General features: G+C 56.7%; 21 protein-coding genes. 15 read left to right on the forward strand and 6 right to left on the reverse strand.

The window, feature by feature from the left end; genetic code table 11:
* Positions 1-12: 12 nt before the first annotated feature.
* The 13 genes from cybC to WB237_RS13710 all read left to right on the forward strand — a co-directional run bounded on the left by cybC (position 13) and on the right by WB237_RS13710 (position 9,917).
* Complete coding sequence (cybC, locus tag WB237_RS13650) at positions 13-399, forward strand: cytochrome b562 (RefSeq protein ID WP_336213843.1); 387 nt, start codon at positions 13-15, stop codon at positions 397-399.
* Positions 400-719: 320 nt separating this feature from the next.
* A complete protein-coding gene (locus WB237_RS13655; protein WP_236920965.1) occupies positions 720-1,058 on the forward strand; it encodes a glycine dehydrogenase in 339 nt (112 codons plus the stop codon).
* 10 nt (positions 1,059-1,068) lie between these two features.
* Complete coding sequence (locus tag WB237_RS13660; protein ID WP_023293430.1) at positions 1,069-1,431, forward strand: SFCGS family glycine-rich protein; 363 nt, start codon at positions 1,069-1,071, stop codon at positions 1,429-1,431.
* 2 nt (positions 1,432-1,433) lie between these two features.
* Positions 1,434-1,733: a DUF4312 family protein gene (locus tag WB237_RS13665; RefSeq protein WP_006810338.1), complete on the forward strand. Its 300-nt coding sequence runs from the start codon at positions 1,434-1,436 to the stop codon at positions 1,731-1,733.
* Between the two features lie 22 nt (positions 1,734-1,755).
* Positions 1,756-2,532, forward strand: a complete 777-nt coding sequence (locus WB237_RS13670; protein WP_006810337.1) for a DUF4311 domain-containing protein — start codon at positions 1,756-1,758, stop codon at positions 2,530-2,532.
* A gap of 13 nt (positions 2,533-2,545) precedes the next feature.
* A complete protein-coding gene (locus WB237_RS13675) occupies positions 2,546-3,187 on the forward strand; it encodes a DUF4310 family protein (protein ID WP_015572508.1) in 642 nt (213 codons plus the stop codon).
* Between the two features lie 42 nt (positions 3,188-3,229).
* Entirely contained in the window at positions 3,230-4,363 is a 1,134-nt protein-coding gene (locus tag WB237_RS13680; RefSeq protein ID WP_336213848.1) for an amidohydrolase/deacetylase family metallohydrolase, read from the forward strand.
* Positions 4,347-5,465 carry a DgaE family pyridoxal phosphate-dependent ammonia lyase gene (locus tag WB237_RS13685; RefSeq protein ID WP_336213850.1) on the forward strand — a complete coding sequence of 373 codons (1,119 nt, stop codon included), beginning with the start codon at positions 4,347-4,349 and terminating at the stop codon, positions 5,463-5,465. The genes WB237_RS13680 and WB237_RS13685 overlap by 17 nt, the downstream gene beginning before the upstream one ends.
* A complete protein-coding gene (dagF, locus tag WB237_RS13690) occupies positions 5,462-6,202 on the forward strand; it encodes a 2-dehydro-3-deoxy-phosphogluconate aldolase (protein WP_336213852.1) in 741 nt (246 codons plus the stop codon). Before WB237_RS13685 ends, dagF begins: the two co-directional genes overlap by 4 nt.
* A 54-nt stretch (positions 6,203-6,256) precedes the next feature.
* Complete coding sequence (locus tag WB237_RS13695) at positions 6,257-7,393, forward strand: lactonase family protein (protein ID WP_336213854.1); 1,137 nt, start codon at positions 6,257-6,259, stop codon at positions 7,391-7,393.
* Positions 7,394-7,412: 19 nt separating this feature from the next.
* Positions 7,413-9,323 carry a BglG family transcription antiterminator gene (locus tag WB237_RS13700; RefSeq protein WP_336213856.1) on the forward strand — a complete coding sequence of 637 codons (1,911 nt, stop codon included), beginning with the start codon at positions 7,413-7,415 and terminating at the stop codon, positions 9,321-9,323.
* A 77-nt stretch (positions 9,324-9,400) separates the two neighbouring features.
* On the forward strand, positions 9,401-9,643 hold the full coding sequence (locus tag WB237_RS13705; RefSeq protein WP_336213859.1) for a type II toxin-antitoxin system RelB/DinJ family antitoxin: 243 nt from the start codon (positions 9,401-9,403) through the stop codon (positions 9,641-9,643).
* Entirely contained in the window at positions 9,633-9,917 is a 285-nt protein-coding gene (locus WB237_RS13710) for a type II toxin-antitoxin system RelE family toxin (RefSeq protein WP_028016494.1), read from the forward strand. Before WB237_RS13705 ends, WB237_RS13710 begins: the two co-directional genes overlap by 11 nt.
* A gap of 3 nt (positions 9,918-9,920) precedes the next feature.
* Here WB237_RS13710 and nrdG read toward each other — a convergent pair whose 3' ends face one another.
* The 5 genes from nrdG to treR form a co-directional block, all read right to left on the reverse strand.
* Positions 9,921-10,385, reverse strand: coding sequence for an anaerobic ribonucleoside-triphosphate reductase-activating protein (nrdG, locus tag WB237_RS13715; protein WP_336213862.1), 465 nt, complete (start codon positions 10,383-10,385; stop codon positions 9,921-9,923).
* A gap of 140 nt (positions 10,386-10,525) precedes the next feature.
* Positions 10,526-12,664 (reverse strand): anaerobic ribonucleoside-triphosphate reductase, encoded by a 2,139-nt coding sequence (gene nrdD, locus WB237_RS13720; protein ID WP_336213864.1) that lies wholly within the window; start codon positions 12,662-12,664, stop codon positions 10,526-10,528.
* Between the two features lie 372 nt (positions 12,665-13,036).
* A complete protein-coding gene (gene treC / locus WB237_RS13725; RefSeq protein ID WP_336213867.1) occupies positions 13,037-14,680 on the reverse strand; it encodes an alpha,alpha-phosphotrehalase in 1,644 nt (547 codons plus the stop codon).
* Positions 14,681-14,731: 51 nt separating this feature from the next.
* Entirely contained in the window at positions 14,732-16,150 is a 1,419-nt protein-coding gene (gene treB, locus WB237_RS13730; RefSeq protein ID WP_336214357.1) for a PTS trehalose transporter subunit IIBC, read from the reverse strand.
* Between the two features lie 128 nt (positions 16,151-16,278).
* Positions 16,279-17,226 (reverse strand): trehalose operon repressor TreR, encoded by a 948-nt coding sequence (gene treR / locus WB237_RS13735; RefSeq protein ID WP_336213869.1) that lies wholly within the window; start codon positions 17,224-17,226, stop codon positions 16,279-16,281.
* A gap of 388 nt (positions 17,227-17,614) precedes the next feature.
* Between treR and mgtA the strand changes: the two genes are divergently transcribed.
* On the forward strand, positions 17,615-20,323 hold the full coding sequence (gene mgtA / locus WB237_RS13740) for a magnesium-translocating P-type ATPase (RefSeq protein WP_336213871.1): 2,709 nt from the start codon (positions 17,615-17,617) through the stop codon (positions 20,321-20,323).
* Positions 20,324-20,523: 200 nt separating this feature from the next.
* On the forward strand, positions 20,524-22,908 hold the full coding sequence (locus tag WB237_RS13745; protein WP_336213873.1) for a beta-N-acetylhexosaminidase: 2,385 nt from the start codon (positions 20,524-20,526) through the stop codon (positions 22,906-22,908).
* Positions 22,909-22,957: 49 nt separating this feature from the next.
* On the opposite strand, the gene ridA is transcribed toward WB237_RS13745, so the two are convergent.
* Positions 22,958-23,344 carry a 2-iminobutanoate/2-iminopropanoate deaminase gene (ridA, locus tag WB237_RS13750; RefSeq protein ID WP_014068687.1) on the reverse strand — a complete coding sequence of 129 codons (387 nt, stop codon included), beginning with the start codon at positions 23,342-23,344 and terminating at the stop codon, positions 22,958-22,960.
* Positions 23,345-23,350: the final 6 nt, after the last annotated feature.

Here is a 23,350-nt window from a genome sequence, read left to right on the forward strand (position 1 = left end):
AGGAAGTGAGCAATGCGTAAACATCTGTTAGCGATCGTCGCGGCTTCAACGCTGGTTATTGGCTCTTCTGCGTTTGCTGCCGATCTTGAAGAAGACATGGGCATCCTCGGTCAAAACCTGAAGGTGGTGCAGAAAACGGACAATGCGGCGGAAATGAAAGACGCACTGACCAAAATGCGTGAAGCGGCGCTGGACGCCCAGAAAGCGACACCGCCGAAGCTGGAAAGCAAAGCGGCAGACAGCGCGGAAATGAAAGATTACCGCCACGGTTTTGATATCCTGGTCGGCCAGATTGACGGTGCGCTGAAGCTGGCGAACGAAGGTAAAGTGAAAGAGGCGAAGGCGGCGGCCGAGCAGTTCGTGACCACCCGCAATACCTACCACCAAAAATACCGCTAACAGAGACTGCATCTGACACAACAGCAAGGCGAGGGCGAAATGCCCTCGCTTTTTTTATGCGTCGTAATAAGTAAACCCTATCGCTGTCACATTTCTGCGACTCCCTTGCCAGATGTTTTCGTTTTCTTCCCTGCCGTTTTGCCAATGGATTGCGTGATATTCATCACGTAAATCCAGCTAATTGTCATTATTCACCGCATTTATGTGGCACAGATCACTGCTGCGGCTCGCCTTTCCACTTCGAAGTGGAAAACAACTCGCTACAAACATTTCCCACCCAACGTTAGTTTTATTCCAGAGCCATTAACGGGGTAAGACGAGTGATTAACGGAGCGGTAATGAACGACGTTGGGGATCAGGCGGAGCAAACAGAACAGCTCGCTAACACCATGCTGCAGCAGGTTTATGCCCTGCTGGCCCGGCACAACATCATCCCCAACGCAGTACAGGAACAGATGCTGACCTCCCACGTTCGCGCAATGGCGCACCGGTCGGTGACCGGCGAGCCGCTGCCGGAGGTTGAAGCGGAACTGTTTGACGAAATTTCACCGGATTCAATGCGGCTCGCCCGTGAAGTGGTCGCGCAGTTTGGCAATCTTCCTGATGAAGAAGCCTGGCTGCTCTCCGTTCACTTTGAAGTCGCAAAAGACAACCTTTAAGGAGCAATACATGGAACAGATTACAGTCGTGATTGGCGATCGCCTGGGTAAAGGTCAGAAAGTGGCTGCAGGTGTGGAAAAAGCCGGTGGACGCGCGGTTGTCGTACCGGGTATGGCGGCAGACATGAAGCTGGGCGACGTCATGAAAGCGGAAAACGCCACCTTCGGCATCTCCTTCTGCGGCAGCGGCGGCGCGGGTGCCATCACTGCACAAACCAAATATGGCTACAAGGCCAAATACGGTATGCGTTCAGTGGAAGAGGGCGTGACCGCTATCAACGAAGGCTGCAACGTGCTGGGCTTTGGCTTTATGGATAAAGAAGAGCTGGGCGAGCGTCTGGTACAGGCGTGGCAGAAGAAATACGGCGCATAAGCATGAAAGAACAATTCACGACCACGGTGAGAGTGAAGGGTAAAGGCGACGCCAAAGCGCGCGCCTTTGCCGACGCGCTCAACCACGTTCAGGCCGCGGTGATGAAAGCCTCACCGCATATCTTACTGCGTATTGAGCCACAGGATGTGCAGGTCGTTCAGGCGCAAGAAGCGGTGCGTAAAGAAGCGTTTCTGTTCTTCTTTTTGCGCCGGGAAAGACGCACCTACAGCGTGGAGCTGGATGTGACCGTCAACGTGACTGCCATCAATCTCGATCAGGTGGATTTCGTCACGCAACGCTGATTATTCATAAAAGGGCAGACTGATGTTCTTAATTATATTAATAAAATCGCTCATCATTGGCGGCCTGGTTGGCGTCGGTGTCGGAGCCGGGGCTGCACGCATGTTTCATGCGCCTACCACACAGGGTATGGGCGCGTTTCGTACGTTGGGAGAACTTAACTCCTGCGAAGGGGACCCGGCTTCTCACTTCTCCTTTGGGTTAGGCTTCTTCTTTAACGCCTGGGCCTCTTCCGTAGCCGCTGGCGCCTTCACACAGGACGTTGACCACCGCATCATCCCAAACTGGGGTGCTGCTGCACTGATGATCAAAAACCGTAATGTCGGCGAAACGCTGCATGATCCCCGCAAAATGGCGATTGCCTGCGGCATCATCGGCATGATTGTCGTCACCTTTCTTAACTTGACTGCCTCGTCTGTTCCAGCCGCACTGCAGGTCACCGCCGTGAAGGTACTGGTACCGGCGGCAAACCTGTTGGTGAATACCGTGATGCCAGTGATCTTCTGGCTGGCGGCTATCGACGCGGGCAAAAAGTCGGGCTTCTGGGCCACCATTTTCGGCGGCGCGGCGCAGCTGATTATGGGGAACGCCGTACCGGGCCTGGTACTGGGGATCCTGATCGGTAAAGGCGTCGAAGAGAGCGGCTGGAACCACGTCACCAAAGTAATGATGGCGGCTATCGTCCTGCTCTTCGTGCTGAGCGGCTTCTTCCGCGGCTTCGACATGAAGATGATCGAATCCTTCCATCTGACCGTGCCGAACTGGCTCGATATGATCCACAACTCGCTCAGCGGTAAATAACAGGAGCCTCTAAATGGAACAGAATAAAGGTTTTTGGTATGCCGACTGGTCGTTCCCGATCTTCGTTGGCCTGCTCTCCTCCGGCGTGTTCGCCGGGACGCACATGTACTACCTCTACGGCATTGGCGCGTTCAACGAAGTGGCCTTCGTGGCGATGCTGAAAGCGGGGATTGATACCGGCGTGTACGGCGCTGTGGCGGCCTTCGGTGCGAGCTTCCTGTTCGCCCGTATTATCGAAGGCTCGCTGGTCGGTATTCTCGATATCGGCGGGGCGATCCAGACCGGCGTGGGCCTCGGTGTCCCGGCGCTGCTGCTGGGCGCGGGCATCATGTTCCCGGTGACCAACTTTATTGCCGCGCTGATCACCGGCCTGGTGATTGGTCTGGCGATTGGCTACGTCATCATCCTGGCGCGTAAGTTCACCATTAACCAGAGCAACTCCACCTACGGAGCGGACGTGATGATGGGCGCGGGTAATGCCTCCGGCCGCTTCCTCGGGCCGTTGATTATCCTCAGCGCCATGACTGCCTCCATTCCTATCGGCGTCGGTTCGCTGGTGGGCGCGCTGCTGTTCTACATCTGGCAGAAACCGATTACCGGTGGCGCCATCCTCGGCGCAATGATTTTGGGCTGGCTGTTCCCGGTCGCCCTTTAATACCCACGGGCGCTCCGGCGCCCGTCTTATCAGGAGATCCTCATGTTTGATTTACTCCTGCGCCGTGCGCGCCTTGCCGACGATACCCTGACCGATATCGCCATTCAGGAAGGGAAAATCGCGGCGTTGGGCGAGATTACTGCCCCTGCCCGTAAAACGGTTGAGTTGAACGGCGATGTGTTCGTCAGCGCAGGCTGGATTGACTCCCATGTTCACTGTTACCCGAACTCCCCGATTTATCACGACGAACCAGACAGCGTAGGTATTGCTACTGGCGTCACCTCCGTGGTGGATGCAGGCAGTACCGGCGCGGATGACGTGGACGATTTTTACGAAATTACCCGCAAAGCCTCAACCGACGTCTTTGCCCTGCTGAACATCTCCCGCGTGGGGCTGATAGCCCAGAACGAACTGGCCAACATGGCGAATATTGATGCAGATGCCGTGAAGCAGGCGGTAAAACGCCACCCGGATTTCATTGTCGGTCTGAAAGCGCGTATGAGCAGCAGTGTGGTGGGTGAAAACGGCATTACGCCGCTGGAGCGCGCCAAAGAAATTCAGAAAGAGAACGGCGACCTGCCGCTGATGGTTCACATTGGCAACAACCCGCCGAACCTCGACGAAATTGCCGAGCTGCTGAGTTCCGGCGACATCATTACCCACTGCTACAACGGCAAACCCAACCGCATTCTGACGCCGTCCGGCGAGCTGCGAGCGTCCATTACGTCTGCGCTAAAACGCGGCGTGCGGCTGGACGTCGGCCACGGCACGGCGAGCTTTAGCTTTGAAGTGGCAAAACGCGCCATCGCGATGGGCATTCTGCCGCACACCATCAGCTCGGATATCTACTGCCGTAACCGCATTAATGGCCCGGTAGGGTCGCTGGCGAGCGTGATGTCGAAATTCCTCGCCATCGGTATGTCGCTGCCGCAGGTGATTGACTGCGTGACCGCGAACGCCGCCGACGGCCTGCGCCTGGCGCGTAAAGGCCGCATTCAGGCGGGTCTCGACGCCGACCTGACGCTGTTCACCATTAAGCGCCAGCCAACGGTATTAACCGATGCCGAAAACGACAGCCTGCAGGCTGAACACATTTTGGTACCGCTTGCCGCGATCCGCGCGGGCAAGGGTTACATGACAGAACAAGGGAGCACGGAACATGCCTTCGATTTATGAGAAATACCACTTAAAGCAAGTCATCAACACCTCTGGCCGCATGACGGCGCTGGGTGTTTCCACGCCGCGCCCGGAAGTGGTGCAGGCGGCGATGGACGGCATGAATCACTATTTCGAGATGAAGGATCTGGTCAACAAAACCGGTGAATACATCGCGAAACTGCTGGATGTAGAAGGCGCGACAGTGGTTTCCTGCGCGTCAGCAGGGATTGCCCAGTCCGTGGCTGCAGTGCTGGTGAAAGACAGCGACTGGCTGCTGGAAAACCTGCACGTTACCCCGATTGAGAACAACGAGATCGTGCTGCCTAAAGGCCACAACGTGAACTTTGGCGCGCCGGTAGGCACGATGGTCGCACTGGGCGGCGGTAAGCTGGTGGAAGCGGGCTATGCCAATGAATGTTCAGCCGATCAGCTGGCGGCGGCGATTACCCCGCGCACGGCAGCGATCCTCTACATCAAATCTCACCACTGTGTGCAGAAAAGCATGCTCAGCGTAGAACAGGCGGCCGTGGTGGCGCGTAAGCACGACCTGCCGCTGATTGTCGATGCGGCGGCGGAAGAAGATCTGCACGTTTACTACCGTTCCGGTGCAGACCTGGTGATTTACAGCGGCGCGAAGGCGATTGAAGGGCCAACCAGTGGTCTGGTGATCGGCAAAACCCAGTACGTTGAGTGGGTGAAACGCCAGACGGCGGGCATTGGCCGTGCGATGAAGGTCGGCAAAGAGGGCATTCTGGGCCTGACCTGCGCCATCGAACATTACCTCACGGCAACCAAAGAGAGCGGCGAAGAGATGGTGGCGAAGATGACGCCGTTTATCGAGGCGCTCAACACCCTGAACGGCGTGACGGCACGCGTGGTCTGGGACAGCGCCGGGCGCGATATCGCCCGCACCGAAATTAAGTTCGATGAAGCGACAACCGGTGTCGGCACCGGGGATTTGGTAGCGAAACTCAAGCAGGGTGAGTACGCCATTTACTTCCGTGGCTACAAGGCCAACGAAGGGATTATCGAAGCGGACGTGCGCAGCGTGAATGCTGACCAGCTAAACATTGTTTACCGCCGCATTAGTGAAGTATTAGGACAGGAGAAAAACGCATGAAACTGACCCCCAACTTTTACCGTGACCGCGTCTGCCTGAACGTACTGGCGGGCTCTAAAGCCAATGCCAGCGCCATTTACGAAGCGGCAGAAGGTCATGTGCTGGTGGGCGTGCTCTCCAAAAATTACCCGGATGTGGCAAGCGCCGTTGCTGATATGCGTGAATACGCTCAGCTTATTGATAACGCGCTGTCCATTGGCCTGGGGGCGGGCGATCCGAACCAGTCGGCGATGGTGAGTGAAATTTCCCGCCAGGTGCAGCCGCAGCACGTGAACCAGGTCTTTACTGGCGTAGCAACCAGCCGCGCGCTGCTGGGACAAAACGACTCCGTGGTCAACGGTCTGGTTTCTCCAACCGGAACCGTCGGCATGGTGAAAATCTCTACCGGTCCGCTGAGCAGCGCGGCACCGGACGGTATCGTTCCGGTGGAAACGGCAATTGCTCTGCTGAAAGATTTTGGCGGTAGCTCCATTAAATATTTCCCGATGGGCGGCCTGAAATGCCGTGATGAGTACAAAGCGGTAGCGGAAGCCTGTGCGCGTCACGACTTCTGGCTGGAGCCAACCGGCGGCATCGATCTGGAAAATTACGAAGAGATCCTGCAGATCGCCCTGGACGCGGGTGTGAGCAAAATCATCCCGCATATCTACAGCTCGATTATCGACAAAGACAGCGGCGATACGCGCCCGGAAGATGTGCGCACGTTGCTTGCGATGACGAAAAAGTTAGTTAAGTAGTCCCTCACCCTAACCCTCTCCCACCCGGAGAGGGGATAATGATCAGGAGCCACCATGCACACCCGTAACCTGCTTGTTGCTTCACTCTCTCTGCTTGCTACTTCCGCCGTTGCCCAGACTCATTACGCCTGGGTGGGAACTTATAATCCTAACGGTGAAGGGCTGTACCGTTTTACCGTCGATCCGCAAAGCGGCGCGCTTGCGGATAAAACGCTGGTCAGCACGTTGCCGAATGCTGCACAGCTTACTGTCTCGCATGATGGCAAAACGCTCTATCTGGCGAGTGAAGTAGAGCAGGGCGTGGTGCAGGCGCTGCGGGTGAATGACAACGGTGAGCTGAGTGAGCTCAATCAGGTGGCTTCCGGTGGTGCAGGGCCGGTTTATCTTTCGCTGACGCCGAATGGTCGCCATCTGCTGGTGGCAAATTACGTCAGCGGATCGATTGCCGTTCTGCCGGTCAAAGCCGATGGCAGCCTGGGTGATGCCACGGACAAACATCAGGATCAGGGCGAACCGGGTGCGGCGAAGCCGGAAGCCGCTGCGGAGGGCAGTTTCGCTATCAGCGATCATAACGGGCCGCATGCACACATGATCGCCGCCGATCCGAGCGGAAAATATGTGTTTTCAACCGATCTGGGGCTGGATCGCATCTATCAGTATCGCTTTGACGATCAAACGGGAAAGCTGACGCCGAACGATCCACCGTTTATCAACGCCTCCTCGAAAGGGGCCGGGCCGCGCCACTTTGTCTTTACGCCAAAAGGCGATGCTCTGTGGTTGATTAACGAAGAGGCGTCTACGCTGACTCACTATACTGTGGATGCAAACGGCATCCTGAAAGAGGGCAAAACGCTCTCCGCCCTGCCGAAAGGTTACAAAGGCACCAGTTTTGCTGCAGGTCTGGCGTTAAGTGCGGATGGTAAGCAACTGTATGTGGCTAACCGTTTGCATAACAGCATCGGGCACTTTACCGTAACAGCGGAAGGCACGCTGACGCATCAGGATGATGTCTGGACCCGTGGCGACTACCCGCGCACCCTGACGCTCGATAAACAGGGGCGTTGGCTGTACGTCATGAATCAACGCAGCGACAACATTACCCGTTTCCGCGTGGCGCAGGACGGCAAGCTCAGCTTTGAGCCAGACTATACGCCGGTCGGTAGCCCATCTCAGATGGTCATTTCACCCTAAGCCGTAAGAGGACAACGACGTGCGATTTCCGAATCAACGTTTAGCGCAACTTTTCGATCTGTTGCAAAACGAGACGCTGCCGCAGGATGAACTGGCGCAGCGGCTGTCGGTTTCCACGCGAACCGTCCGCGCTGATATCACTGCCCTGAACGCGCTGCTGGCGAGCCACGGCGCGCAGTTTATTCTGAGCCGGGGGAATGGTTATCAGCTTAAAATTGATGACGCCGAGCGTTATCAGCAATTGCAGGCCTCCCACCCGCGCGCGCTGCGTATTCCCCGAACCGGGATGGAGCGCGTGCATTATCTGGTGGTGCGTTTTCTTACCTCGGCATTTTCTCTCAAACTTGAGGATCTGGCTGATGAGTGGTTCGTCAGCCGCGCCACGCTGCAAAGCGACATGGCGGAAGTGCGCGAGTGGTTCCACCGTTATAATCTGACGCTGGAAACCCGACCGCGCCATGGTATGAAGCTGTTTGGCAGCGAGATGTCGACCCGTGCCTGCCTGACGGACTTGCTCTGGGAGCTGGCACAGCAGGACAGTCTGAACCCGTTGGTGACCGACGTGGCGCTCAATGCGGGTGTGGCAGAACAGATGGTGCCTGTACTGCACGATGCGCTAACACGCCACCATATCCGCCTGACCGACGAAGGTGAGTTGTTCCTGCGCCTGTACTGTGCGGTATCGGTACGTCGTATCAGCGAAGGCTATCCACTACCGGAATTCCATGCTGAAGATGTGGAAGAGAACGTGCGTGAAGCCGCGAAAGATATCGCAGTGTCCATTCAGCATCTGGCGGGCAAAACGCTTTCGCCGTCCGAAGAGAGCTGGCTTTGCGTACACATTGCCGCACGGCAGATCCAGGAGATAGCACCCAGCGCGATCAACGCTGACGACGACGAAGCGCTGGTCAACTACATCCTGCGTTACATCAACACCCACTATAACTACAACCTGCTCAGTGACGAGCAACTGCACGCGGATCTGCTCACGCACATTAAAACCATGATCACCCGGGTGCGGTACCAAATCATGATCCCCAATCCGCTGCTGGAAAACATCAAGCAGCACTACCCGATGGCATGGGATATGACCCTCGCGGCGGTGTCGAGCTGGGGCAAATACACACCGTATGTGATCAGCGAAAACGAGATTGGTTTTCTGGTATTACATATTGGCGTTGGGCTGGAGCGCCACTACAACATTGGCTACCAGCGACAGCCGCGGGTGCTGCTGGTGTGCGACGCCGGGAATGCGATGGTGCGTATGATTGAGGCGGTGCTTCAGCGTAAATACCCGCAGATTGAGGTGACGCGCACGCTCACTCTGCGAGAGTACGAACTGGCGGAATCCATCAGCGAAGATTTTGTGATCTCCACTGCCCGCGTCAGTGAAAAGTCCAAACCGGTGGTAATGATCGCCCCATTCCCGACCGATTATCAGTTAGAACAGATCGGCAAGCTGGTGCTGGTAGACCGTACCCGCCCGTGGATGCTGGATAAATATTTCGACGCGGCCCATTTCCGTATTATTAACACGCCCATCGACCAGCAAACGCTGTTCCGTGAGCTGTGCGAACAGCTTGAAAGCGAGGGGTTTGTCGGCGTGGAATTCCTGGATTCGGTCGTCGAGCGTGAAGCTATCGTCAGCACTATGCTCGGTGAGGGAATTGCGCTGCCGCACTCCCTCGGCCTGCTGGCGCAAAAAACGGTGGTCTATACTGTGCTGGCTCCGCACGGCATCCCGTGGGGCGACGAAACCGCGCACGTCATCTTCCTGCTCGCTATCAGCAAAAGCGAGTACGAAGAGGCGATGGCGATTTACGATATCTTTGTCACCTTCCTGCGTGAACGGGCGATGTCGCGGCTCTGTAGCTGCGGAGATTTTGCCGAGTTTAAGGCGGTGGCGATGGAGAGTTTGAGCCGGTTTTGAGAGGCGTTATCCAGAATTCGATGTAATGCAAATGTAATGCTAAACTGCATTACAAATTCGATTTTACTGGAGGCATAATGGCCACGCTGAACGTCCGTCTGGATGACAAACTCAAAAACGAGGCTTATGCCGTGCTGGAAAAACTCAATATCACCCCAACGGAAGCCGTGCGATTACTGTTTCAGTACGTCGCGGAGACGGGACGTATGCCGGTGAAAACGCTCACCATTAGCGACAATGAAGATGAACTGATACAGGCAGTCCGGGAGCGGCTGGCTAATCCGCAAAAGGGAATTAAGGTTAGTCTGGATGACTTATGAACTGGCATTTGATCCGAGGGCGTTAAAAGAATGGAGCAAGCTGGGGGAGACTGTAAAAGACCAGTTTAAGAAGAAACTAGCGGACGTATTGGTGAACCCAAGGGTCGAATCGGCCCGCCTGCATGGTCTACCGGATTGCTACAAAATAAAACTCAGATCCCAGGGTTATCGTTTGGTCTATCAGGTTCAGGAAAACGTTGTAACGGTATTTGTTATCGCTATCGGTAAGAGAGAGAAAGCAGCCGTTTATCATGATGCAAACAAACGGCTCTAACGATCACCGCAGATGATGCACAACCTGATTGCTGCTGCCGCGCCAGATCAGCGCCGGGTCTTTTAAATCCTGCACGAATTTGCCGTCAACCAGCACGTTAATCAGATCCACCACTTCCCTTTGAGCCGCGTTCAGCTCATCCAGCTTGTAGCCTGTCCAGACCCAGATATCTTTTCCCGTACACTCTGCCCGAATGCGCTTCACCAGCTTCAGGATTTCCGGCACGTTTTGCGGGTGGAGCGGGTCGCCACCGGAGAGTGAAATCCCCTGGCGGTTGATGCGAGTGTCGTTCAGATCGTTAATGATCCGGTCTTCCATCTCTGTGGTGAACGGCATACCAGAATTTAAACGCCAGGTGCTTTTGTTGTAGCAGCCGGGACATTCGTGGACGCAGCCTGAGACGAACAGGGTGCAGCGGGTGCCGGGACCGTTGACGATGTCGACGGGGTAGTATTGGTGATAGTTCATAGCGTTAACCTGATGCCCTCACCCCGGCCCTCTCTCACAGGGAGAGGGAGAAAACCGGCGTCAGGCTTGCAATGTGCTCGATCGGTTCCCTCTCCCTTGAGGGAGAGGGGTAGGGTGAGGGGGAAAACCCGGCGAAGAACTTACCCGATCTGCCCATTCCCCAAATGCTTCACGCGGCGCTTCACCTCTTCCTGCTTGCCGGCGTTGAACGGACGCGCATCCGGGCTGCCGAGATAACCGCACACGCGGCGGGTGACAGAGACGCGAGCCGCATCGTGGTTGCCGCATTTCGGGCAGGTGAAGCCTTTGCTGGTGCACTCAAACTCACCGGTAAATCCGCACTCGTAACACTCGTCGATTGGCGTGTTGGTACCGTAATACGGCACGTGCTGATAGCTGTAATCCCACACGTCTTCCAGCGCTTTCAGGTTATGCTGAATGTTTGGGTACTCGCCATAGCAGATGAAGCCGCCGCTGGCGATTGGCGGGTACGCCGCTTCAAAGTCGATTTTGTCGTACGGGTTCACCTTCTTCTCCACGTCGAGGTGGAAGCTGTTGGTGTAGTAACCTTTGTCGGTTACCCCTTCCACAATCCCGAACTCGGCGGTGTCCAGACGGCAGAAACGGTCGCAGAGGTTTTCGCTCGGCGTACTGTACAGGCTGAAGCCGTAGCCGGTTTCCTCTTTCCACTGATCAACGGCGTCGCGCAGGCGCTGAACGATGGCGATGCCTTTCTCACGCAGGGCTTCGCTGTCATACATATGCGTGCCGCCAGCCAATGCGTTGATGGTCTCGTGAATGCCGATATAGCCCAGCGAAATCGACGCGCGACCATTTTTGAAGATCTCAGACACGTCATCGTCCGCTTTCAGACGCACGCCGCAGGCCCCTTCCATGTAGAGGATTGGCGCCACGCGAGCTTTGACCCCTTCCAGACGCGCAATACGGGTCATCAACGCTTTGCGTGCCAGCTGCAGGCGCTCGTCCAGCAATTTCCAGAACTCAGCCTCATTGCCTTTGGCTTCCAGCGCGATGCGCGGCAGGTTCAGGCTGATGACGCCGAGGTTGTTACGCCCGTCGTGGATCTGCTCGCCGTTTTCATCCTCGTACACGCCGAGGAAGCTGCGGCAGCCCATTGGCGTTTTAAACGAACCGGTCACTTTGACGACCTGATCGTAGTTCAGGATGTCCGGGTACATGCGCTTGCTCGCGCACTCCAGCGCCAGCTGTTTGATGTCGTAGTTCGGATCGCCAAACTTGTGGTTCAGGCCGTCGCGGATGGCGAACACCAGTTTCGGGAACACGGCGGTTTTGCGGTTTTTGCCGAGGCCGGAAATACGGTTGCGCAGGATCGACTGCTGAATCAGGCGCGATTCCCAGCTAGTGCCCAGGCCAAAACCGAAGGTCACAAACGGCGTCTGGCCGTTGGCGGTGTGCAGCGTGTTCACCTCATATTCCAGCGACTGGAAGGCGTCGTAGCACTCTTTCTCGGTGCGGGAATGGGCGTAGCCGTCAGCATCCGGGATCTGCCACTCTTCGGCCGTTTTACGATGCTTGTTGAAGCTTGCTGCCACGAACGGGGCCAGCACTTCATCAATGCGGTTAATGGTGGTGCCACCATAAATATGGCTGGCGACCTGGGCGATAATCTGCGCCGTGACCGCGGTGGCCGTGGAGATTGATTTTGGCGGTTCAATCTCGGCGTTACCCATTTTAAAACCGTGGGTCAGCATGCCTTTCAGGTCTATCAGCATGCAGTTGAACATCGGGAAGAATGGCGAGTAGTCGAGATCGTGATAGTGGATCTCACCGCGCTCGTGCGCCGACACCACGTCGCGCGGCAGCAGGTGCTGGCGGGCATAGTGTTTAGCGACGATACCGGCCAGCAGGTCGCGCTGGGTCGGGATCACTTTACTGTCTTTGTTGGCGTTTTCATTCAGTAGGGCGGAGTTGGTCTGCTCTACCAGGCCACGGATCTCCTGGTTCAGACGGCCGCGCTTCTCACGCTCAACGTCACGATCGTGACGGTATTCAATGTAGGCACGGGCTAACTGCTTGTAGGGGCCCGCCATCAGCTGGTTCTCAACCGCGGTCTGGATCTCGTTGATATCCACCTGGTTGCGTTCATTCATCTGGCTGCTAACGACTTCTGCGACGGTGGCGCAGTAATCTGCGTCATCGACTCCCGCTGCTTTAGCTGCACGCAGAATGGCTTCCTGGATGCGCTCTGATTTAAACGGCACTTTACAGCCATCACGTTTCATCACATGCGGTGTCATGATCACTCCATTTTAAAAACAGGTTATCCACAGAGGTGGAGAAGCATTCAGAGGCTGTATTGTCAGCCAGGTGAGTGACTTCCCTCGTTCCCGACATTTGTTATCCACAATTCCGGAGAGCTGAGTCGCCGTCTTGTTGTTGGAATAGTAGACGATAAATACAATATGTAGGGTCGGCGTGCATTTTAAGTGCTACATATAGTGATTTGCATCAAACATGTTTGCGTTTTATTTGATTCAGAACAAAGTAAAAAGACGAGAGTACAAACGACGGGCGCTTCAGCGATTGTAAATACGGGCAGGAAAAATCTGATTAATTATTCAACAAAAACAGTAAAATAAGCCGGGCACGGTATTGTGCCCGGCGTCGCATTACGGTTGCAGCCACCAGACGGCTTCAAACGGGCGTAGCCTGGTGGTTTGTGGCGCGGCATAGTTGCTCATTACTGGCTGCCATTCGCCACTGAGGACGTCATTCTGCCATGTCTGGCTCTCACCGCTGAGGTTCGCCACCACAATCAGCGTCCGCCCCTGCCACTGACGACGGTAGCACCAGAGAGAAGGATGTTCTGGCAGGAGATCCTCATAATCCCCCCACGTCAGCACCGGCAGGGTTTTACGCAGGCTAATCAACGACTGATAGGTGTAAAACACCGAATCCGGGTCGTCCAGCGCGGCGCGGGCGTTTACCGTCTCGTAGTTGTCGCAAACGCCAATCCACGGCTCACCCTCGGTGAAGCCCGCATTGTGCGAAGCGTCCCACTGCATTGGCGTGCGGCCATTATCGCGGGATTTACTCGCCAGAATCGCCAGTAATTCGTCCGGATCGAGCCCGCTGGCCCGCAGTTCGGCGAACATGTTCAGGCTTTCCACGTCACGGTAATCGGTGATGCGGCTGAAGTGCGGGTTGGTCATGCCAAGTTCTTCACCCTGATAGATATACGGCGTACCTTGCATGCCGTGCAGCACCATGCCGAGCATCTTCGCGGCCGGAACGCGGTATTCGCCTTCGTCACCAAAGCGCGACACGATGCGCGGCTGGTCGTGGTTACACCAGAACAGCGCGTTCCAGGCTTTGTTGTGCATGCCCTGCTGCCAGTGGCGGAAGAGGGTTTTTAGCGCCACGAAGTCCGGTTTCGCCTTCGTCCACTTTTCGCCGCCGGGATAATCCACCTTCAGGTGGTGGAAGTTAAAGGTCATCGACAATTCACTGCCATCAAGAGAGGCGTACTGCTGGCAGTTTTCCAGCGAGGTCGAGGACATCTCGCCCACCGTCATCAGATTGCGCGGCGTAAAGACGTCGCGGCTCATCTCCCGCAGATATTCATGAATGCGCGGCCCGTCTGTGTAGAAACGACGGCCATCACCCGTCTCGTCATTCGGGAAATCCTGATCTTTTGAGACCAGGTTAATCACGTCGAGACGTAAACCGTCCACACCGCGATCGGCCCAGAACTCGCACACCTTTTTCAGCTCGGCGCGCACTTCAGGGTTTTCCCAGTTGAGATCCGCCTGCTCCGGAGCAAAGAGGTGCAGGTAGTACTGTTCGCTCTCGGCGTGCCAGCGCCAGGCGTTGCCGCCAAACTTGGAGCGCCAGTTGTTGGGAAGCTGCTCCGGGGTACCGTCGCGCCAGATATAAAACTGGCGGTACGGGCTCTCTTTATTCAGTGATTCGCGGAACCAGGCATGCTGCGTTGACGTATGGTTAAACACCATATCCAGCACGATACGAATGCCGCGCTCATGCGCCCTGGCGACCAGTTCGTCAAAATCATCCAGTGTGCCAAAGGACGGGTCGATGGCGGTGTAATTCGCCACGTCGTAGCCGTTATCCACCTGCGGGGAGATATAAAACGGCGTCAGCCAGATGGCGTCAATGCCGAGGGTTTTCAGGTAGTCCAGACGCTGCGTCACGCCGCGTAAATCACCGGTGCCGCTGCCAGTGGTGTCCTGGAAACTCTTTGGATAGATCTGATAGATGACGCCGTTCTGCCACCAGTGAGGAAGGGTATTCATAATGCGTTCCTGCAAATGCGAAGGGGCGCAACTGCGCCCCGAAAGATAAAGTTAAACAATCTGCAGCGAGCCCTGACGGAACTTACGCTGGTAAACCACGGTGGTGAGCGCCATTGGGACGATAATCGCGATGGCCATCGCCAGGGCAAACACCTGCCAGAAAGCGGGCTGGATGGAGAGAATGCCCGGCAGACCGCCAACACCGATGCCGTTCGCCATTACGCCGTTCAGACCGCACACCAGCCCAGCCAGACCGGAACCGATCATCGCGCAGAGCATCGGGAAGCGGTATTTCAGGTTGATACCGTACATCGCCGGCTCGGTCACGCCGAGGTAGGCGGAGATGGCAGCCGGAACGGAGATTTCACGCTCGTTATGTTTACGGCTGACGATGATGATGCCGGTTACCGCAGACGCCTGCGCAATGTTAGACAGGGCGATAATCGGCCAGACCGGCGTGCCGCCGAGGCTCTGAATCATCTGCATATCAATGGCCAGCGTGGTCTGATGTACACCGGTGATCACCAGCGGGGCGTACAGGAAACCGAACAGCGCGGCACCAATCGGCGCGAAGCTGCCGGTCATCAGGTGACGAACCGCGAAGGCCACACCGTCGCCGATCATGCGGCCAAACGGACCGATAAAGGCATGCGCCAGGAATACGGCAATAATCAGTGAGCAAACCGGAACCACCACCAGATAAAGGTAATCCGGGACGATGCGTTTTAAGCGAGTCTCAATAAAGCCCAGCGCCAGACCTGCCAGCAACGCCGGAATGACCTGCGCCTGATAGCCCACTTTAGCGATGGTAAACAGACCAAAGTTCCACACCTCCGGCACCTGCTGACCAAGTAAGTAAGCGTTCATTAACTGTGGAGAGACCAGTGTGACGCCCAGTACGATACCCAGAATTGGCGTACCACCCATTTTGCGCACGGCAGACCAGCAGATCCCGACTGGCAGGTAGAAGAAGATCGCTTCGCCAATCAGCCACAGGAAGTCGTAAATGGTTTTCAGCGCCGGGTACATCTGCGCCAGGGTTTTGCCGTCGCTCATCGGCACATCACCGATGACGTTACGGAAGCCTAAAATTAAGCCCCCGCTGATCAGCGCTGGCAGCAGCGGGAAGAAGATTTCCGCGAAGTGGGAAATCAGCTGCTCATGCCACTTCATGTTCTGGCGCGCGGCTTTCTTTGCCTGCTCTTTATCGGCAGAAGAGTGCCCGGTCGTCGCCAGCAGAGCCTGATAGTAATCGCCCACTTCGGTACCGATAACGACCTGGAATTGCCCGGCGTTAGTGAAGCAGCCTTTAACCATGGAGAGTTCCTCAATGGCTTTCGGGTTAGCCTTGGCCGGATCGTTCAGCACGAAGCGCAGGCGGGTAATACAATGGCTGACTGTCGCGATATTTTCGCGCCCGCCGACCAGGACGATCAGCTGATCGATATCTGCTTGTTTGACTTTACTCATCATGAAACCTCATGACAGATGTTGAGGGGGGTAATGACCTGAGCGCAAGCCTACTCCTTCAGCGTGACGGCGAAAATGGGAACGTTCCCGAAATCAGGCGAAGATCACAATAAACCGTTGAGCGGGGGTTAAGAGAGGTGGGCAGGAATAACGATCTGGCGCGGCTCAGTTCGCCCGTTGATCTGCTCGATCAGCTGTGTGGCGGCCTGTCTGCCGGACTCGGCATAGCCCGGGTCGACTGTAATAATTTCCGGGTGCAGGAACTTCATCAGCGGTGTGCTGCCCACGCTCGCGACCTGCAGATCGTCGATGCGTTGTTCCTGCAAATATTTGCTCGCACCCAGCGCCAGGGTATCCGTGGCACACACCAGTGCGGTGGTCTGCGGCGTCAGGACGCTGGCGACCTGCTCGTAGCCCTGCTTCATCCCCAGCCCAGGCAGGGAGGCCACGGCAGAGAGGTTGTGCTTTTTGCAAAATGCCAGGTAGGCCTCATGACGGCGCTTGCCGGTAGTGACGTCCGCGTGCGGCACGCCGAGGAAGCTAATGTGGCGATGACCTTTATCGAATAGTCGCTGCATCAGGGTGATAATCGCGCCTTCGTCGTCATAGCAAACGGAGGCAAAACCGTGGGCATCGCGCGCCAGCAGCACCAGAGAAGGCTGCCAGGGTTTCAGCATCTCCTCTTTAATGCCGGTGAAACCAAACAGCACGACGCCGTCAATGTTGCGTCGCTGAAGCATACCCAGATGCTCTTCAACCAGTTGGGGAGAGAACTGGCTCTCCATCATGATCGGATCGTAGCCTTGTTCATAGAAGGCGGGCAGCATGGTCTGAACGGCGAGGTTTTCCGACAGCGAATCCAGGCGCGAAACAATGATGGCCACCACCTTGTCACTCTGTCCCCGCATAGCACGCGCAGAGCGGGAAGGGGAAAAACCGTGCTGATTCATCACCGCTTCAACACGCTCACGCGTACGCTCGCTGACGCCACTTTCGTTGTTCAGCACTCGCGACACGGTGGATTTCCCCACGCCGCTTAAACGCGCGATGTCTTTAATCGTAAGGCGGTTCTGCATGCTGTATTCCCTGTAACAACGACAAAGTGGTTAATTGAGCCTAATGACTGAGCACGATTTCGCTATGGGCAAAGTCTGGTTTACGTTCGGTTTATTTGCAGGGGAGTATAATACCGCCCGAACCATCACAAAGGGTACGCCTAAATCCTTATACTGCGCGGCGACACCCTGTTTTTTACTTACCGGAGGCTTCATGGATCCCGATCCCACACCTCTCCTGAACGGGAGAAGACGTTCTTTCCGGTAAGCCAGCCTTTTGCTGTCTCACCGGTGTGAGGCAGCAACGCCATCAGCGTTCCTGCTTAAAAAATTAAGTGCCTGCCAGGTACGGCCTTGCCACGCCTGAAGGAAATGCTGCGTCCGCGTTTGCGGATGTGGAGGAATGACTATGTTGAAAAATATTACCCGGCAACTACAGGCCCTGTTAAGCCGCCACCTGCCACATCGCCTGGTTCAGCGCGACCCGCTGCCCAATGCCAAAAACATGGCTGGCGCGGCGATCCCCGCTTCCCTGACCGAGCGCTGCCTGAATGTGGCAGCAATGGATGAAAACGAAGTCTGGCGCGCCTTTGGCGGACACCCGGAAGGGCTGAATGCGGCCGAAGTGGAAAAAATCCGCGCCGTGCATGGCGATAACCAGATCCCGGCGCAAAAACCGTCTCCGTGGTGGGTGCATCTGTGGCTCTGCTACCGCAACCCCTTCAACCTGCTGCTGACCGTGCTCGGCATCATCTCTTATGCCACGGAAGATCTGTTTGCCGCAGGCGTGATTACCCTGATGGTGGGGATCTCCACGCTACTGAACTTTATTCAGGAAGCCCGTTCCACCAAAGCGGCGGATGCCCTGAAGGCGATGGTCAGTAACACCGCGACCGTCTCGCGCGTGATTAACGATCTCGGCGAAAACGCCTGGGTGGAACTGCCCATCGACCAGCTGGTGCCGGGTGATCTGGTGAAGCTTGCCGCAGGGGATATGATCCCGGCGGATTTACGCATCATCCAGGCACGCGATCTGTTCGTCGCGCAGGCCTCCCTGACCGGGGAATCGTTGCCTGTTGAAAAGGTGGCGCGAACCCGCGACCCGCAGCAGATGAACCCGCTGGAATGTGACACTCTTTGCTTTATGGGTACCACGGTAGTGAGCGGTACGGCGCAGGCGATAGTTACCGCCACCGGGGGCAACACCTGGTTTGGTCAGCTTGCCGGGCGCGTCAGCGAGCAGGAGAGTGAACCTAATGCCTTCCAGAAAGGGATTGGCCGCGTCAGCATGCTGCTGATCCGCTTTATGATGGTGATGACGCCGATCGTACTGCTGATCAACGGCTACACCAAAGGTGACTGGTGGGAAGCGGCGCTGTTTGCGCTCTCCGTGGCCGTCGGCTTAACGCCGGAAATGCTGCCGATGATCGTCACCTCTACGCTGGCGCGTGGGGCGGTGAAGCTCTCTAAACAGAAAGTGATCGTTAAACACCTCGACGCCATTCAAAACTTTGGCGCGATGGACATTCTCTGCACCGATAAAACCGGCACCCTGACGCAGGACAAAATCGTGCTGGAGAACCACACCGATATCTCCGGCAAAACCAGCGAGCGTGTCCTGCACAGCGCGTGGCTCAATAGCCACTACCAGACCGGGCTGAAAAACCTGCTCGACGTCGCCGTACTGGAAGGGGTGGATGAAGAGTCTGCCCGCACGCTCTCCGGCCGCTGGCAGAAGGTGGATGAGATCCCGTTCGACTTCGAGCGCCGCCGTATGTCGGTGGTGGTGAGCGAGCAGGCGGATGTCCATCAGCTGATCTGCAAAGGCGCGCTGCAGGAGATCCTGAATGTGTCAACGCAGGTGCGCTATAACGGTGACATCGTGCCGCTGGACGACACCATGCTGCGCCGCATCAAGCGCGTCACAGACAACCTGAACCGCCAGGGGCTGCGCGTGGTGGCGGTAGCGAGCAAGTTCCTGCCAGCCCGCGAGGGGGATTATCAGCGTATTGACGAATCCGATCTGATCCTCGAGGGCTACATCGCCTTCCTCGATCCGCCGAAAGAGACCACCGCACCGGCGCTGAAAGCGCTGAAGGCGAGCGGGATTACCGTGAAAATCCTCACCGGGGACAGCGAACTGGTGGCGGTGAAAGTGTGCCACGAAGTGGGGCTGGACGCGGGTGATGTGGTGGTGGGGAGCGATATTGAGCATCTCTCCGACGACGAACTGGCAAAACTGGCGCAGCACACCACGCTGTTTGCCCGCCTGACGCCGATGCACAAAGAACGTATTGTCACCCTGCTGCGTCGTGAAGGTCACGTGGTGGGCTTTATGGGCGATGGCATCAACGATGCGCCTGCCCTGCGAGCAGCGGATATTGGCATCTCCGTGGACGGTGCGGTGGATATTGCCCGTGAAGCGGCCGACATCATTCTGCTGGAAAAGAGCCTGATGGTGCTGGAGGAAGGGGTTATCGAAGGGCGTCGTACTTTTGCGAATATGCTCAAGTACATCAAAATGACCGCCAGCTCCAACTTCGGTAACGTCTTCAGCGTGCTGGTGGCGAGTGCATTTTTGCCCTTCCTGCCAATGTTGCCGCTGCATCTGCTGATCCAGAACCTGATGTACGATGTGTCTCAGGTGGCGATCCCGTTTGATAACGTGGACGATGAACAGATCCAGAAGCCACAGCGCTGGAACCCGGCCGATCTGGGGCGCTTTATGCTGTTCTTTGGCCCGATCAGCTCCATCTTTGACATCCTGACCTTCTGCCTGATGTGGTTTGTGTTCCATGCCAACACGCCGGAACACCAGACGCTGTTCCAGTCTGGCTGGTTTGTGGTGGGGCTGCTGTCGCAGACGCTGATTGTGCATATGATCCGCACCCGCCGCATTCCGTTCATCCAGAGCCGTGCCGCGTGGCCGCTGATTGTGATGACGGGGATTGTGATGGCGCTCGGGATCGCGCTGCCGTTCTCGCCGCTGGCGAGCTACCTGCAGCTGCAGGCGCTGCCGCTGAGCTACTTCCCATGGCTGGTGGCGATCCTTGCGGGTTACATGGTACTGACGCAGATGGTGAAAGGATTCTACAGCCGTCGGTATGGATGGCAGTAACGGCAAGCCCGGTGGCGCTGCGCTTACCGGGCCTACGATCCGAACGTAGGCCGGGTAAGGCGAAGCCGCCACCCGGCAGCTGGCTTTCCTCCCAAATTCAACAACCTGTGATCTCCGTCGGCGCATTCGCTTGACGACAATTTGTACGCATGTTAACAGAATGTTTTGCCTGTATTTGGCCCGTCAGATAAGGAACATTCATGTTACGGTACAGTCTCTTAACCGCCGGGCTTATGCTCGGCGCCTCCGCTTTTGCCGCGCCGGCAGGCGACCTTCCCCTGATGCCCTGGCCTGCGAAGGTTGAACGCCCGACGACTCAGGGCGCGCTGGTGTTCAGCAACAACGTTTCCATTGGCGTCAGCGGGGACGATCTCGGTGACGCCATCAACCGCCTTCGCCAGCGCATCGCCCTGCAAACGGGCTGGACGCTCCAGCCGCAGGCTGAAAAGCCGGAAAAACCGACCATCCGCATTGCCATCGCCAGAAAGGTCAAGCCACAACCACTGCCGGATAGCGATGAAAGCTATAAGCTGACGGTGGATGCCAGCGGCGTCGATATCTCCGCCAACACCCGTTTCGGCGCATTGCGCGCCATGGAAACCCTGCTCCAGTTGATGCAGAACGGCGCGGAAAACACCTCGCTACCGTGGGTTGCCATTGAAGATTCGCCACGCTTCCCGTGGCGCGGGCTGCTGCTTGATTCGGCGCGTCACTTTATTCCGCTGGCGGATATCAAGCGCCAGATCGACGGTATGGCTGCCGCAAAACTTAACGTATTGCACTGGCACCTGACCGACGATCAGGGCTGGCGCTTCAGCTCGACGCGCTATCCAAAACTCACTCAACTTGCCAGTGACGGGCTGTTTTATACGCCTGAGCAGATGCGCGAGATCGTTCGCTATGCGACCGAGCGCGGTATTCGTGTGGTGCCAGAGATCGACATGACAGGCCACGCGTCGGCCATTGCCGTGGCTTACCCGGAACTGATGAGTGCGCCGGGGCCATACAAAATGGAGCGTAACTGGGGCGTGCTCAAGCCGGTGCTGGATCCCACTAAAGACGCTACCTATGCTTTTGCTGATGCGATGGTCAGCGAACTGGCAGCGATCTTCCCCGATCCGTATCTGCATATCGGTGGTGATGAGGTGGATGACAGCCAGTGGAAAGCGAACCCTGCCATTCAACAGTTTATGCGCGATCACAAACTGGCAAACAGCCACGCATTGCAGGCGTATTTTAACCGCAAGCTGGAGACGATCCTTGAAAAACATCGCCGCCAGATGGTCGGCTGGGACGAGATTTTCCACCCGGATCTGCCAAAAAGTATTCTGATCCAGTCCTGGCAGGGGCAGGACGCGCTGGGGCAGGTGGCACAAAGCGGCTACAAAGGTATTCTCTCGACGGGCTTCTATCTCGACCAGCCTCAGTCCACGGCCTATCACTATCGCAATGAAATCGTCCCGCAGGGATTAAACGGTGTGGATGTGATTGCCGACACCGACAGCGTCCAGAGCTGGGCCTTCTCTATGCCGCGTCTGAAAGGTAAGCCGGTAGAAGGGAGTTTCACCCTGGTGAAAGGGGAATCTGGCTGGCGCGGGTTTATTGATTTCGCCGGGAAGTCCCGTCGCGCGGTGCAGGATATTGAATGGCGTGATGACAGCCAGGTGACGTTTACAGTTGATACCTGGATGGGCGAAACGCGGCCGGTGGTTTCCGTTGATAACGACAAGCTGAGCGGCTATTTCCTGGTGGGGAATACGCGCTACCCGATTAGCGGCGCGCGTCTGGACGACGTGCCGAAAGGCATTGCGCCCGTCGTGCCGGACGTAGCGAATCAGGCCAACCTGCTCGGTGGTGAAGCCGCGCTGTGGGCGGAAAACGTGGTGGCGCCGGTGCTGGATATCCGTTTGTGGCCGCGTACTTTTGCGGTGGCGGAGCGGCTGTGGTCCGCGCAGGACGTCAACGATGTCGACAACATGTATACCCGTCTGCAGGCAATGGACAGCTGGTCGACGGTATCGGTCGGGTTGCAGCAGCATACCCAGCAGCAGGTGCAGTTCACGCGGCTGGCGAACAATGCCGACACCTTGCCGCTGCAAATCCTCGCCCAGGCGGTAGAGCCGGCACAGTATTACACGCGTCAGCATCTGAAGTTCCAGGCCGGAAACTATCATCAGTTTGAGCCGCTTAACCGGTTCGCCGATGCGCTGAACGCCGAAAGCACCACCGTGCGCCAGATGAACAAATGGGCTGACCGTCTGGTCAGCGATGTCGAAGACACGGAAAGTGCTGACGCGCTGCGTCATGTCTTCAACCGCTGGCAGAGCAACACCAGCGATGCGCTGGCGTTAAGCGAAAATAGCTACCAGCTGAAGGCGATAAAACCGGTTATCCAGGAGGTGGACAAGCTTGCCTCCATTGGTCTGAGGTTGACGGATCTGGTGGCTCGTCAGGGGACGCTGGATGATAAAGAGATTGCGTCGATTCAACGCGAGCTGGATAACGCGGCGAAGGTTCAGGATGAAGTGGTGATTGCGGCGGTTTATCCGCTGGAGACGCTGCTGCGCGCGACGCGCAACCAATAGCAGGCAACAAAAAAGGCAGCCAGGCTGCCTTTTTTATCGAAAAAGCGAATTAGCGACGAACCGCAATCGCTTCAATTTCGATTTTCACGTCTTTTGGCAGACGTGCAACTTCCACGCAGGAGCGCGCCGGGAATGTCGCGTTGTGCTCGGTGAAGAAGGCTTCGTAAGTGGCGTTAACGGTCGCGAAATCGTTAAGATCTTTCACGAAAACGGTGGTTTTCACGATATCGCCAACTTTCAGACCGGCAGATTCCACAATTGCCTGCACGTTTTCCAGCGACTGGCGCGCCTGTGCCGCCACGTCTTCCGGCACAGCGCCGGTTTTCGGGTTCACCGGGATCTGGCCAGAGGTAATAATCATGCTACCCAGATCAACGCCCTGAACGTATGGGCCGATAGCCGCTGGTGCATTTTCCGTCGCGAGTACTTTGGTCATGATTTC

This window comes from Enterobacter sp. P82, assembly GCF_037053385.1.
Taxonomy (GTDB): Bacteria; Pseudomonadota; Gammaproteobacteria; order Enterobacterales; family Enterobacteriaceae; genus Enterobacter.